General features: G+C 56.8%; 13 protein-coding genes. 9 read left to right on the top strand and 4 right to left on the bottom strand.

The genetic code is table 11. The features are described 5' to 3' along the window. The first annotated feature begins 73 nt into the window (after positions 1–73). Positions 74–649, top strand: coding sequence for a cob(I)yrinic acid a,c-diamide adenosyltransferase (locus Pan189_RS19880; protein ID WP_145365829.1), 576 nt, complete (start codon positions 74–76; stop codon positions 647–649). Between the two features lie 94 nt (positions 650–743). Here Pan189_RS19880 and Pan189_RS19875 read toward each other — a convergent pair whose 3' ends face one another. The 3 genes from Pan189_RS19875 to Pan189_RS19865 all read right to left on the bottom strand — a co-directional run bounded on the left by Pan189_RS19875 (position 744) and on the right by Pan189_RS19865 (position 3604). Further along, the gene (locus Pan189_RS19875; RefSeq protein ID WP_145365828.1) at positions 744–1706 is read right to left on the bottom strand and encodes an aldose 1-epimerase; all 963 of its coding nucleotides are present in this window, start codon (positions 1704–1706) and stop codon (positions 744–746) included. A gap of 521 nt (positions 1707–2227) precedes the next feature. Then, on the bottom strand, positions 2228–2794 hold the full coding sequence (locus tag Pan189_RS19870) for a YqgE/AlgH family protein (protein WP_145365827.1): 567 nt from the start codon (positions 2792–2794) through the stop codon (positions 2228–2230). Between the two features lie 222 nt (positions 2795–3016). Then, on the bottom strand, positions 3017–3604 hold the full coding sequence (locus Pan189_RS19865; protein WP_145365826.1) for a hypothetical protein: 588 nt from the start codon (positions 3602–3604) through the stop codon (positions 3017–3019). 501 nt (positions 3605–4105) lie between these two features. Between Pan189_RS19865 and Pan189_RS19860 the strand changes: the two genes are divergently transcribed. From Pan189_RS19860 to Pan189_RS19830, 7 genes are all read left to right on the top strand, one after another. After that, positions 4106–5227, top strand: a complete 1122-nt coding sequence (locus Pan189_RS19860) for an SPFH domain-containing protein (protein WP_145365825.1) — start codon at positions 4106–4108, stop codon at positions 5225–5227. 284 nt (positions 5228–5511) lie between these two features. Beyond that, the gene (locus Pan189_RS19855; RefSeq protein WP_145365824.1) at positions 5512–5814 is read left to right on the top strand and encodes a hypothetical protein; all 303 of its coding nucleotides are present in this window, start codon (positions 5512–5514) and stop codon (positions 5812–5814) included. A 289-nt stretch (positions 5815–6103) separates the two neighbouring features. Then, the gene (locus Pan189_RS19850; protein ID WP_145365823.1) at positions 6104–6859 is read left to right on the top strand and encodes a hypothetical protein; all 756 of its coding nucleotides are present in this window, start codon (positions 6104–6106) and stop codon (positions 6857–6859) included. Between the two features lie 384 nt (positions 6860–7243). Next, a complete protein-coding gene (locus Pan189_RS19845; protein WP_145365822.1) occupies positions 7244–7579 on the top strand; it encodes a hypothetical protein in 336 nt (111 codons plus the stop codon). 80 nt (positions 7580–7659) lie between these two features. Then, positions 7660–7914 carry a hypothetical protein gene (locus Pan189_RS19840; protein WP_145365821.1) on the top strand — a complete coding sequence of 85 codons (255 nt, stop codon included), beginning with the start codon at positions 7660–7662 and terminating at the stop codon, positions 7912–7914. Positions 7915–8221: 307 nt separating this feature from the next. Continuing rightward, positions 8222–9265, top strand: coding sequence for a DUF1214 domain-containing protein (locus Pan189_RS19835; protein WP_145365820.1), 1044 nt, complete (start codon positions 8222–8224; stop codon positions 9263–9265). Positions 9266–9572: 307 nt separating this feature from the next. Beyond that, complete coding sequence (locus Pan189_RS19830; RefSeq protein ID WP_145365819.1) at positions 9573–9866, top strand: PLD nuclease N-terminal domain-containing protein; 294 nt, start codon at positions 9573–9575, stop codon at positions 9864–9866. Positions 9867–10099: 233 nt separating this feature from the next. On the opposite strand, the gene Pan189_RS19825 is transcribed toward Pan189_RS19830, so the two are convergent. After that, a complete protein-coding gene (locus Pan189_RS19825; RefSeq protein WP_145365818.1) occupies positions 10100–11686 on the bottom strand; it encodes a hypothetical protein in 1587 nt (528 codons plus the stop codon). Between the two features lie 224 nt (positions 11687–11910). Here Pan189_RS19825 and Pan189_RS19820 point away from each other — a divergent pair, with 224 nt between their 5' ends. Beyond that, positions 11911–12528, top strand: coding sequence for a MarC family protein (locus tag Pan189_RS19820; RefSeq protein WP_145365817.1), 618 nt, complete (start codon positions 11911–11913; stop codon positions 12526–12528). The last annotated feature ends 120 nt before the right edge of the window (positions 12529–12648 follow it).

The following is a 12648-nucleotide window of genomic DNA, read 5'->3' as shown; positions in this document are numbered from 1 at the left end:
TTTCGAAGCGAATCAAGCGCATCCCCTCCCGTTCCCCGCGGCGCCTGTGCGTGCCGGTCTCCGAGCCGACTGAATGGTTTATCTGAATCGCATTTACACAAAGTCTGGCGACGATGGCGAAACGGGACTCGGCGATGGCGCACGCGTGGCGAAGACATCGCAGCGCGTCGTGGCGTATGGCACTGTCGATGAACTCAACGCCGCGCTCGGCGTGGCGATTGCGGCAGGGCTTCCAGATCAATGCGAACAGCTCATTATCGGCATTCAGAATAATCTGTTCGATTTAGGTGCCGACCTTTGCGTTCCACTGCCGTCCGAAGAAGGGCCAGAGCCGGATGCCGCACTGCGCGTGAAACCCGATCAGGTGACAGAGTTGGAACGGCGGATTGATGCCGCGACGGACCGGCTGGAGCCGCTGACCAGCTTCATTCTTCCGGGCGGAACTGAGCAGGCAGCGTCTCTGCATCTGGCCCGCACGCTGTGCCGCCGCGCCGAGATCGAAGTCTGGCGACTCGCCGAACGGGAAGAGGTGAACCCCCTTGTTCCTATCTATCTGAATCGACTGTCCGATTTATTATTCGTCGCCGCCCGCCTGGCGAATGACGAGGGCAGGGCAGACGTCCTCTGGAGTCCGGGCACCCCAGCGTAATTGGCACACACACAAGCCCGCAGCGCAAGCAAGGGACGGCAGAGCAAAAGCAGCCATCTAATTAGCCGCCGCCGCAACTTCCGCGATTTGTCGATCACGCCACCACCGGACCGACGCGGATTTCAAACCAAGTGTGGAACTCTTCGTCGGGCTCGAGCACCCGCAGTCCGGAGTCGAGCCCTCGATCCCCAATGTTCATTGCATCGGTCGGGCAGGTGTACGGTTCCAGGCAAACCGCCGAGTGCCAGAACGGCGTGAACGCGACGAGTTCTCGAAATGAGGCATCGCAGGTCTGGGTTACTTGAAGACCGGCGGCGGGGTCCATCACCGAGCAGACGAATCCCTGCTCTTCATAAGACAGCCCGCCGTAGACGTCATCCAATTTCAGCGAGCCGAACTCGGCCCCGCCTTGCAAATCGAATTCACCTTCAGCCGGGACGATTTCGCCCGTCGGGATGCCGTCCTCAAGGAGGTAGCGGGTCGATGCCGGAGCGTCGACGATACACTTGGCGGCATCGCTCCCCGGGGACAGCGGCAATTTGAAATAGGGATGCGTCCCAAAGCCGAACGGCAGCGACTTGGAATCCGGATTGGAAATCTTGATGTCAGCGCGAAGGGCCGGTCCGAGAACCTCATAGGTAAGTTCGATCTTGAAATCAGCCGGCCACAGCGGGAGACGCTCGGCATCATCGACGGAGAGCTGAAATTCGCCCGTCACAGCGCTCGCCGTTTGCCGCGTGACACGCCACGGACGGTCGAGGCAGAACCCGTGGATGGCATTGTCACCGGCGTACCCGACCAGTTCTTTAGGAAGAGAATAATCTGTTCCCTCCCAGGTAAATTTGCCCGCGGCGATTCGGTTCGGAAACGGGAACAAAATCGGAATCCCGCTCCAACTCGGTTTACCACCTTCGTCGGGGAATTCAGGCTGCCTGGCGAGAACATCGACCTCGGTCCCGCCGAGATTCGCGACGAATTCGAAGCAGTTGAACCCGAGGTCCGCGGCAATTATCGCCGAGGAGCCCGAGTCGGCATCGGTCAGTTTAACGTGCGGCATTTTGCTTGATCGTGCTGGAGAAAAGCGATTCGCCCGATTCGGTATCTCAGGAGGAATTGTCTGAGGCTGATTGTCATCAATGCGGTCGAGAAGCACCACCGAAGGTGACACAATTGATCCGCTACATGGCCGGGCAAAGAAAGACGGTCCAACGAAAGCATCACGACAGATAGCCCGACGCGCCAGCGAGTGAGAGCGTCTCAAACAAATTGAATCTTGGATCGTCCTGCGACGCAAATAGTTTGCCGAAGAACGGCCGGCAAAGAGGCCCATTGCGGCCCCACCTGCGGAAGCCGAATCGCCTTGCTCGCGCGTCGGGCTATCGAGGGCCTGACCGCAACAATGAAAGCTATTGCCCAATTCTCTGGAGCGAGTGGCCCGTCAATAGAGGGACCGCGACCGGCGGTTCTTCAGAGTTTGCAGGAATAGCCCATTATAAAGCCGCAACAGATAACCAGAATCGGTTCTTAAAAATCATTCTATTCGCATTGAACAAGACTCGATATCTTGGAGCACAGCGGTCAATTCCATTCCGGATTCCCCTTCTGATCGGGAAAGAAGGGGTGCGGATCGCCGGCGTGTCGAATCATTCGATCCCAGGCATCGTAAGGGTCGGCTGAGAACAGCAGGTCGGTCTCACCTTCGACCAGATGCCAGTCCCCGCGACGAATTTCTCCATCGAGTTGTCCCGGCGACCATCCGGCGCAGCCGGCGAACACTCGGTATCGCATTTCGTCGCCGTTGGCCGCGACCGACTTCACGATTTGCTCGAATGCCTCGGCACTATTGCCCACGAAGAGTCCGGGCAGGATCGGCAATTCTCCTCCGCTGTTCTCCACCGAATTGTGCAGCACAAACAACGCCTCCGGCTCGACCGGCCCGCCATAGTAGACCGGTTCATCGAGCTCTGGCAGGTCGAAGTGCTCGGCGATGGCCTGCCGGACTTCGACTTCGGTCGGTCTGTTCACGACCAACCCCATCGACCCGCCGTCGTTGTCTTCCACCATCAGGACAACGGTCCGGAAGAAGTTCGGATCCTTCAGGTGATGTCCGGCGATCAAGTATTTGCCACGAACGCTATCAGTCATTGCTGGCCCGGAACGAACGGCTTCGACGGTCTGATCTGCGACTGTTCTGATCTGCGACTGGTCTGAGAAGAGTGTTCCTCACCGAGTGAGGGGTAGCGAGTGTTGAAAAAAACACGTTCGACGCCCGACTGCAATAGAAAAAGCCCGGCGATTTCAAGATCGCCGGGCTTCGAACATGCTGCGGTCGCCGGTTTGTGCGAGCGGTGCTTCCGCCAATGGCCCCTACCAGGTGACGTACAGGCGTCGGCCGGGGATCAGGCGATAGAACTTTTCGCCGACGACTTCCGAACCGGTTTCCACCTCTTGGGCCACCAATCGACCGTAACGGCGGACTTGCTCTTCTTTATAGAAGACTTTTTCGATCCGCATCCGATAAATCTGCGGCACACCGGGCCACAGCGGATCGGTTTCGAAGACCCAGGCATCTCTCATTTCGTCATAGTAGATGTCCTTCTCTTCGAGGGCCGGAAGCCGACCGCGCGGGTCTTCGAGCGTGACCCGGGTACTCACGCCGGGAGCCGGATCAGGCACGTATTGCGAGGGGACTTTCACCTCCAGAATCGCCATTCGCGGGTGCTCGTCGGCGGGTATCGCTTCGGTCTTCTGGAAATAGCTCCGGCCCAACGTTCCCGGCGGCGGCGCGATCGGTTGCCGAACCATCGCCCGATTGGACGACCCGAAATGCCCGTGTGACTCCACATGCCCGTGAGACGGCGTCGCGACATGCGGATGATCGCTATGCGTCACGATGCCTTGGGGCACGCTCTGATGGATCGTCGAGCCTCCGTAGACCGAATGATGATTGGTCATCGGCTCGGGGATCGGTCGGATTGGACCACTGAAAGCGTGGCCCCCCTTCTGACAGTTCTTGCAACCCGCGTCAGCCACGGAGACTACGCAAAGCAGCGCGGCCGCGATTGGGACGCATCGGCGGAAAAGTAGATCAAAGATCAGCATCAAGAAGCCTCCGGACGGGGCGGCGGAACATGCTCAGGTCACAAATCGACAGAACATGCAACGCTACCCCATGAGCCGCCGCGTGCGCGGCCGCTTGTTACTTCGCAGCCGAAATGTCCCAAGCAGTTTGACGCCCCTGCCGGGCGGTAAAACAGGGCAAAATGTGCCGATCACGCAGAACTTACGATATCCTCGGGTCAGTCAATCACAAAGATTCGATGAACCGCTTCGGCCAGACGATCGTTCTCGCTTGGCCCCCGCAAAATTTCGACGTTACGATACTCACATGAATCGGAGGCGATGCCTCCCCGAAGAGTCCCTCGACTCTCAATTCTCAACCGGAGCACCGCGACTATGGGACTGTTCGACAAACTTCGCGCCGAACTGATCGACATCATCGAATGGGTCGATGACAGCCGCTCGACGCTCGTGTGGCGGTTCCCCCGCTATCAGAATGAAATCAAGAACGGGGCGGCATTGATCGTCCGACCGGGACAGGTTGCGGTCTTCGTCCATCGCGGCGAACTGGCCGACGTCTTCGAGCCGGGTCACTACGAACTCTCCACCGACAACCTACCGATTCTCTCCACGCTGCAGGGCTGGAAACACGGCTTCAACAGCCCTTTTCGCAGTGAGGTCTACTTCGTCAGCACCCGGCAGATCAACGACCTGAAATGGGGCACGCCAAACCCGATCATGCTGCGGGACGACGATTTCGGTCCCGTTCGGCTCCGCGCCTTCGGCACCTATACGATGAAGGCGCTCGACCCGAAAATCCTGCTCAAGGAACTCGTCGGGACAGATAGCGAAGTCGATGCCGACGAGATCGGCGAGCTGATGCGATCGATCATCGTGAGCGCCTTCGCCGACTTGCTCGGAACGCAAAAGGTGGCAGCCCTTGACCTTGCGGCGAACTACCGCGAGATGGGGGACGAACTCGCCAAGCTCGTCAATGAGCGGATCGACGACGAATACGGCCTCGAAGTCCCGGCTCTGTTCATCCTCAACGTCTCCCTGCCCGAGGCGGTCGAGGAGGCCCTCGACAAGCGGAGCAGCATGGGAATCATCGGCGATATGGGTCGCTATCAGGCCTATCAGTTCGGCACCGCGATGGGCGATATGGCGAATAATCCCGGCGGCGGCGGAGCGATGGGCGAAGGCCTCGGCATGGGCATGGGCTTCGCTATGGCCAATAAATTCGCAGGCATGGGAGGTGCTCCCCAAGCCGAAGGCATGCCTTCGGCGCCCCCACCGCCACCTCAAGCAAGCTGGCATATCGCCGCGAACGGACAAACCCAAGGACCATTCCCTCAGCAATCTTTCCAACAGGGCATTCTCAGCGGTCAGGTGACGCCCGACACGCTTGTCTGGACCGCAGGTATGGACGGCTGGAAACCCGCCGGGCAGGTCCCCCAATTAGTGAGCCTGTTTAGCAGCAACCCGGCTCCTCCACCCCCACCGGCCCCGGCGACGTAATCACCCCCGTCGAGCCAAGCCCGCCAGGGAGCGCGCAACCAAGAGAAGTCCCGCACCACCAACACACACCCATTGCGGCGGCGATTCCCCCCTCCCACCCGGGGACAATCGCCGCCGCAATTTTTCGATCCGGACCCATGAACCACCCCGGTTGCGCCGACGTTTGTTATTGTGGAATTGCTGCCACGCACGCCTCTCTCCCAACTCGCGCTCTGCTGATGATCCGATGACCATTGACGCGCGACCGTTCGCCAAGTGCAATTACGGTTGCGCTGCGTTTGAGAATGGAATGGTTTGAGAACTGGTTCGACAACAGCGCGAGACGCGATATGGAAGACGAGCCGATCAAATTCACTCAGAAGATTCACCGGCTGTTGCGGGCCAGACCCTTTCGATCCTTCCGGCTCTATCTGTCGGACGGAAGTGAATTCGAGGTCCGTCATCCGGAGTCGGCACTCCTGACTCAAGGCGGACTCTATATCGGCCGCTACGCCGACGAGCAGTCCGAAATCCCGGAGTCGGACGCCTTCTGCTCACTGCTTCACATGACCCGAGTCGAGGTCGATGAGCGGGCGAATGCGGGGTGAATTACGAAATGAGTTACATGCATGCACGGGTAGCCCGGAGGTCACACCTCCGGGTCGCGACGCGACAAGAGGTTTTGGAGCGGACTCCCGACTTACGACGCAGGTTTAAGATAAGGACGAAGCCAAGGCAGAGGGCGACTCGGTAAGACACTCAGCGGTCGGAACCGAACACCAGACCTCTTGCGGCTGCGCCGCCCGGAGGTAGTAACCTCCGGGCCACCCGCGCAATGTCTAATAAACGCCCTGAACCACTAAACGCTGGCTTAATTTCGATAGAAGGAGAAGATCGATGTCCGCTGAATCTGACAAAGCAATTAGCCAAATTGACGCGAAAGTAGACGAACTTTCCAAGCGGGTGGAAGAGCTGGAACGCCTTTCCAAGCGGGTGGAAGAGCTGGAACGCCTTCCGCAGCGGGTTGCTCGCTTGGAACGATTAAAGCACAAAACACTTGCCATTGGAGGCGCGGCTGCCGTAGCGATTTTGATTCTATTCGGGCTATCGGCATGGGAGATACCTCGAAGGATTACGGAACTAGTGAAACAGGAGGTGGAACAAAGACTACCTGAAGAGGTGATCAAAGAAATTGAGGAGAAGAAGCAGAAAGCGATCGCTGCGGCAGAGGAAGCTCAGAAGAATGCGAAAAGGGCAAGAAAGATTGTTGAGGCGCTGCCCAGCCTCTCTATAGACCAAAACGGTGTTCTCGTTGTGAATGGACCAGCGAGGGTCACTCGCGGACTCGAAGCGGAAACACTCTCGCTCAGTAATAAGAGTCTTACAGTACGATACGACGAAAATCTGAAAGACGTCGTCCTCGCGATCAACGGTCGGGTCAGAATCCTCGACAGCGATGGCCTCAATCGCATTGAAATGAAAGCAATCGCAAGAAGTAGTGTCTCGGAAGACGCTGGTAACGCATATATCATACTGAATGATGGCAAGGCTACGCGGCTCCAACTTATTTCTTGGGGACCCGGTAACGGCTTTCCTGAATTGCGAGCGCATGACGAAAACGGAGAAGTTAAACACCAGTTGCCTAGCTGGTGAGAATCTTTCGGACACTCGGCAAGTACTCGTTCCGTCTATCGAGGGTGCTAAATGACTCAGATTCACGATGTGTGGCGGGGCTCAACTGAAAGGCGAGTCCCGAAGTGTGAGACTGACGACTTGCGTCCATTCGCTGGGAGGATACTCAATGCGATTCGGGTCTGGCCCTACGGTTCAGACCCGCCACCCGCCGCGAAGCGGCAAGAGGTTATGGGGCGGAATTCCGATATACGACACCTGTTCGAGATTACGGCGAAGCCAAGTCAGAGAGCGACTCGATATGCCCTTAAGCCAGCGGACCTAAACATCGATCCTCTTGCGGCTCCGCCGCCCGGAGGTGGTGAACTCCGCGCCACCCACGTCTACACCAAAGCTGTAAGATACATGGCGAATCCAGAAAAATTTGTGGCGGCTGCCAGGCATGTTTTGAAGTATCCCACCTTCTTCGGTGGCGATCCGGTTGAAGTTCATGGACTCATCTTAGGAATCGCGTACGCGGCCTTGCTTGAATGCACGTGCAAAGACTTCGCTGAAGCGGCAGAGACAGTCACTAAACTCCAAAAAGAGGTGACCAGGGATGTTGCCGATTCTCATATTATTCCGATTCGGCTTTGTGATACTTCATATCCAGATTTAAGTCCTAGCTTTGAATCCCTTCGGGAACGCGGGGCAAAGTTTATTTCGCTGTTAGAAGTTAACCTGAACGCGGGTAGCGGGTAGCCCGGAGGTGATAGCCTCCGAGCCATTCGCGCAAAATATTTATCGACCTCGGATAATTGATATTGAGATCGAAGTGATCAATGAACAGGATACTTGTGAAGACAATCGTGGACGCTGCGGCAGTTTTTGAATTCTGCCACGATGATGCTATCGATGAGGACGTGAGCGTGCGCGGTTTAGAAGGAATTGCAGCGAATTTGCAGCGCCTTACTGAATCAGAAGTTGAGGATGTTTGCCGTACTCTCGAAGAGCTTGCAGTTGAGCAGACCGACCCAGAGGTTAAAAACTTCATTCGTGGGTTCGCGGCAAACTTCGGGCTTTCCGATGCCGGTTAAGCGCCCCGATCGGGGGTCTGCTATTTACGACAGTAGGTTCGGCTTGATCAACACGGGTAACCCGAAGGTCACACCTCCGGGTCGCGAAGCGACAAGAGGTTTTGGGGCGGACTTCCGATTTACGACGCGGGTTTCAGATCACAACGAGGCCCAGTCAGACGACGATGCGGGACGACCCTGTTCCAACAAATTAGAACACCGAACCTCTTGCGGCTCCGCCGCCCGGAGGTAATAACCTCGGGGCCAACCGCGATTGCTCTCAGGCCAATTCCTGGGAGCATTCCCAATTCACGAGGGAAATTTAACTATGAAGTCTTTCCACGTTGCGAAATTGATTGCGAAAAAGTATGCGGCAGCGTTGTTCGTTCTTTCTGTTCTTCCAACATCGCCGATCGTCGCACAAGAAACTGCGCCCAAAATTACGATCGATAATTTCGTTCGCGCAGAAACGGATAATTACTTTCGGAAACGAGTCGCGCAGGGTGCGCTTGGGAAGTTCGTTCACGACCGAGAACCGACACCGGTCGATCGACAACCCGTCATCCGAATGAACCGTGACACGCCTTACAGTGTCGCCATTTTTGACCTCACGAACCCAGTCACAATCGAAAAGCCAGATACAGGTGACCGCTTTCAGTCCATGCTGGTGGTCAACGAAGACCACTACTTGCAGCGGACGATCTACGAACCTGACAAATACACGTTTACTCAAGAAGAAATGGGGACGCGATACATCCAGGTGAACTTGCGGACCTTCGTGAATGCCGACGACCCTGCTGACATTGCGGAACTTCGTCGAATTCAAGATTCCATCAAGGTGACACAAAAAAGTCCGGGAGAATTTGTGGCACCCGATTGGGATGTAACGGAGTTGGCCAATCTTCGGAAAGCAATTTTAGCGACGTCCCCTTGGGTACCGGACAGCTCAGGGATGTTTGGTCGCAAAGATGAAGTAGATCCGGTCCGGCACTTGATTGGAACGGCAGGAGGCTTCGGGGGGAACAAGAGAAAAGACGCGATCTACCTGAATGTGTCGCCGGAGAAGAATGACGGACAAACCCCGCACGTATTGACTGTGAAGGATGTCCCGGTCGACGGCTTCTGGTCAGTCATTGTTTACAACAAGGATGGATTCTTCGAGGCGCCCGCTGAACAAGCTTCGGTGAACAACGTTTCCGCGCAACCCGCAGAGGACGGCACCATCACCATTCACTTCGGCGGCGACCCAGATGCACCAAACTATCTTCGCATCATGGCGGGATGGAGTTATATGGTCAGGCTCTATCGACCGCGGACTGAAATACTTGACGGAACTTGGGCCTTCCCAAAGGCCAAGGCGTCATTGAAATAGCGACGGGTGGCTGGGGACAGGCGCTTTCGCCTACCCCCAGTTGAGCGAGTTTGGAGATAACCCCTCCAGCAAGGCCGCGTTACCCCGCACGGGTAGCCCGGAGGTCACACCTCCGGGTCGCGAAGCGACAAGAGGTTTTGGGGCGGACTTCCGATAGATGACACCTGTTCGAGATTACGGCGAAGCCAAGCCAGAGGGCAACTTGGTACCACCCTCAGCGGCCGGAATCGAACACCAAACCTCTTGCGGCTCCGCCGCCTGAAGGTATTAACCTCCGGGCCATCCGCGAAAGTAGAGGAAGTCTTAGATGGAAGTATTGCTGATCGCCGGTTCTATTGCCGTGCTGGCACTCTATCTCTGGGCATTCCGGCGGTTATGGACCTTGGACCTGCCGCCGAAGCTCAAGATGCTGTGGCTGGGTTGGATTTTATTCTTCCCGATTTTCGGCGTCATCAGCTTTCTAAGAGCGGACCCGGACGACCCGGAAAGCATCGATCCCTATCCCGATGAAGATCCGCAGGGCAAAGCGTACTTCCGTGGGATGATTCAGTCCGATTCGTCGCGGCATCGCGGCAATCGAGATCCTGCCGACGGTTGGTGATAGAGCGTGGTTTCAAGAACCGGGTCCTTTTAATTCAGGAGCGAGGCTGATGGTCGGCAGACGGCGGGGCTCAACTGAAAGGCGAGCCGCGAAGTGTGCGGGTTGAGTCGTTTCATCAACCTTCGTCGGTGAGACCAGACATAGCGATCCGGGTCGGGCCCTTCGGTTCAGACCCGCCACCCCGCGTTCGACTCGATCGTGATGATTGCGACGGAGCATTCCGCCGAGCCGGCTCAATCAGTGTCAACTGATGAGGACGGTGGAGCATCAGAGGCGTCCGTAGCGATTGAGCCCTCTGCCACAGAGACACTCACGCGTGACTTTGAAAGAATCTTCCAGTCGTTTCCGTGGACCGCAACGACGATGTCCCAATCGCCGGCGGGGGGTGATTTCCAAGTCACCTCAAATGGTGCCGTCTCGTCGCGGCCGATGAGTTTCCATTGCTTATCCACATAGTAAAAGCGGACTTGGCGACCACCGAGTTTCTCGAGGTCGACGGCAGCACGGATCACCACGTCGGCCTGCGTGGAAAGTTTCGCACCGCTGGCCGGAGCCAATATCCGCAAGGGCGTGGTTGGATCAGCGACATCGGGACGCTCTTCATTCTTAATGCGGGCTGCGAAGCGGGGTTCCGTTCCTTCATAGGCATGATTCAACGCAAGATAATTCGCTTCTCGTACTCGGTCGACCACCGGATAGGGTTGCTCATTGACGTTCAGCAATCCCTGCTTCAACAGTCGCGGCCTTGGCTCGTCTTGATATTGACACTTGTTGAAGCCGATCATGTAAGGACGTGACAGCGCGGCAGTCACGTAACGACGATAGTAGGCGCCATAGGCATCGGCGCTGCCGGCGGCCTGGCCCATCGTCACGGGAAAGGCGTCTGTCGCATAAGAACTGACATGGTCAGCGATGTAAATCGGCTTCTTGTATTGCTGATAGATTTGATCAAAAACCTTGAAATTAAACTCGCGGCTCGTCGGCTGGATGGAAATCGCGTCGATGTAGGGCAGGGCTTCTCGAACGACGGCCTCCGGGATGTCGACTTGATGGTACCGGTCACCGAGAATCAAATGATTCTTGTCATATCGGCGAACGATTTCGTAGCCTTTACTATAAAGTTGCTTTGCGATGACCGCGAGAAATTCACTCTCGTCATTTCCCTCGTGCGCAGCCTTCCATGACCGCCATTTCATCCCGCCCGCCGAGTCTGCGGGGAGCGACTTATAGAACTTGATCCAACCCCCGTTTTTCATGCGTGACCAAATCGGAATATCGGTCCAAAAATAGCCGATCAGCATCTTGTTATCGGATTGCGGCTCAACGACCTTTCGGACAGCGGTTTCCATTTCGGTTAAAAAGGTGGGATCAAACACATCCTTGAAAGCGAACTGCGAAGCCGGCTTCCAAACGCAGACGGGAACGAGATTGATACCTTTCGTGTAAGGGTAGCGCTCCCACATCCATCGGGGTCCTTGGTAGCAGCCGGCGTTAAATCCCCACGACTTAATTTGCTGAATTGCCGCGTCGTAGTCTTTCGACGACATGTTGTGAAAATGATTGATCCCGAGCGCCCGGTAGCCGTGCCCTTCAGGAGTGACCAGAAAGTGGCGGTCCTCAAATTTCTCGAGCCGGAAGAACCCGGTGGCCTCCGATATCATCGACTTGTTGCCACCGTATTGATCGAACTCCGTTTCATCTCCAACTCCCACGATGGGCGTAAGGATGATTGCGAACGCGACAAGCGAAGTGCATAGCGCTTGATAAGCTTCCTTTGGAAACTGGAAGTGAAACGCTGAGAGTTTGGTCTCAGACTGCATCGGCGACCCTCGATCAATGGAGAAATGTGGCAGAAGGCAGTTGCAACACATCAGGATACTCGTCAACGCGGCCATTGTCACTGTGCGTTATTTGTCCGAAGAGATCGACGACTGATCGCGAATCGCGCGGGGACCCCGGAGGTGTCGACCTCCCGGCCACCGGTTTGAGACTTGCTCACCCGCCCGCACTTTGCTGCCGCTCTTCCTGCCGATACGCTCTCCCCATGCAGACGCCGCAGGAGATACTCACCACGTTCGTGATGTTGTGGGCCGTGATCGATCCCATCGGGACGGTGCCGGTCTTTATCGCGTCGACGCGGGACGCCGAGGCGCACGAGCAGCGGCGGATTGCTCGCATCGCCGCGATCACGGCGGCGGGGATTCTGCTGTTCTTCATCATCGCGGGGGAACTGCTGCTGGTGGCGATGGACGTATCGCTGCTCAGCTTTCAGATCGCCGGTGGGATCGTGCTGTTCCTGTTCGCGCTGACGATGATCTTCGGCGAGAGCAAGCAGGAGGGCGAGATCCGGTCGGTTCGATCCGCGACCGATAAGGCGATCTTCCCGCTGGCGACGCCGTCACTGGCTTCGCCGGGGGCGATGATGGCGGCCGTGCTGCTCACCGAGAATCATCGCTACTCCATCCTGCATCAGGTCGTGACGGCCGTCATCATGCTGGCCGTTTTGCTCTCGGCCTATCTCTTTATGCTCGGGGCGGAGCGAATTTCGAAATTAATTGGCGACGGCGGCGCGAGCATCGTCAGCCGGGTGATGGGGATGATCTTAGCCTCGATCGCCACCGGGAACGTCCTCGCCGGTGTGAAAGATTTCTTTCAACAGTAGATGCCGCGGCGGGATAGAAGTAAGCGGTTGAGACTGCCACCGCTTAAGAAGCACGTTGTGGATAGGCGGCTTCGTCGAGGCGGGCGTGCGTATCGCCCACGATTAAACGGGCTGAGGTCT

Origin of the sequence: Stratiformator vulcanicus (genome assembly GCF_007744515.1) — a bacterium.
Taxonomy (GTDB): Bacteria; Planctomycetota; Planctomycetia; order Planctomycetales; family Planctomycetaceae; genus Stratiformator; species Stratiformator vulcanicus.
This window is presented reverse-complemented; position numbering and strand designations above follow the sequence as displayed.

Coding starts and splice junctions, on each gene's coding strand:
- Pan189_RS19880 (WP_145365829.1), top strand. CDS start 74: ATGGTTTATCTGAATCGCATTTACACAAAGTCTGGCGACGATGGCGAA.
- Pan189_RS19875 (WP_145365828.1), bottom strand. CDS start 1,706: ATGCCGCACGTTAAACTGACCGATGCCGACTCGGGCTCCTCGGCGATA.
- Pan189_RS19870 (WP_145365827.1), bottom strand. CDS start 2,794: ATGACTGATAGCGTTCGTGGCAAATACTTGATCGCCGGACATCACCTG.
- Pan189_RS19865 (WP_145365826.1), bottom strand. CDS start 3,604: ATGACCAATCATCATTCGGTCTACGGAGGCTCGACGATCCATCAGAGC.
- Pan189_RS19860 (WP_145365825.1), top strand. CDS start 4,106: ATGGGACTGTTCGACAAACTTCGCGCCGAACTGATCGACATCATCGAA.
- Pan189_RS19855 (WP_145365824.1), top strand. CDS start 5,512: ATGGAATGGTTTGAGAACTGGTTCGACAACAGCGCGAGACGCGATATG.
- Pan189_RS19850 (WP_145365823.1), top strand. CDS start 6,104: ATGTCCGCTGAATCTGACAAAGCAATTAGCCAAATTGACGCGAAAGTA.
- Pan189_RS19845 (WP_145365822.1), top strand. CDS start 7,244: ATGGCGAATCCAGAAAAATTTGTGGCGGCTGCCAGGCATGTTTTGAAG.
- Pan189_RS19840 (WP_145365821.1), top strand. CDS start 7,660: ATGAACAGGATACTTGTGAAGACAATCGTGGACGCTGCGGCAGTTTTT.
- Pan189_RS19835 (WP_145365820.1), top strand. CDS start 8,222: ATGAAGTCTTTCCACGTTGCGAAATTGATTGCGAAAAAGTATGCGGCA.
- Pan189_RS19830 (WP_145365819.1), top strand. CDS start 9,573: ATGGAAGTATTGCTGATCGCCGGTTCTATTGCCGTGCTGGCACTCTAT.
- Pan189_RS19825 (WP_145365818.1), bottom strand. CDS start 11,686: ATGCAGTCTGAGACCAAACTCTCAGCGTTTCACTTCCAGTTTCCAAAG.
- Pan189_RS19820 (WP_145365817.1), top strand. CDS start 11,911: ATGCAGACGCCGCAGGAGATACTCACCACGTTCGTGATGTTGTGGGCC.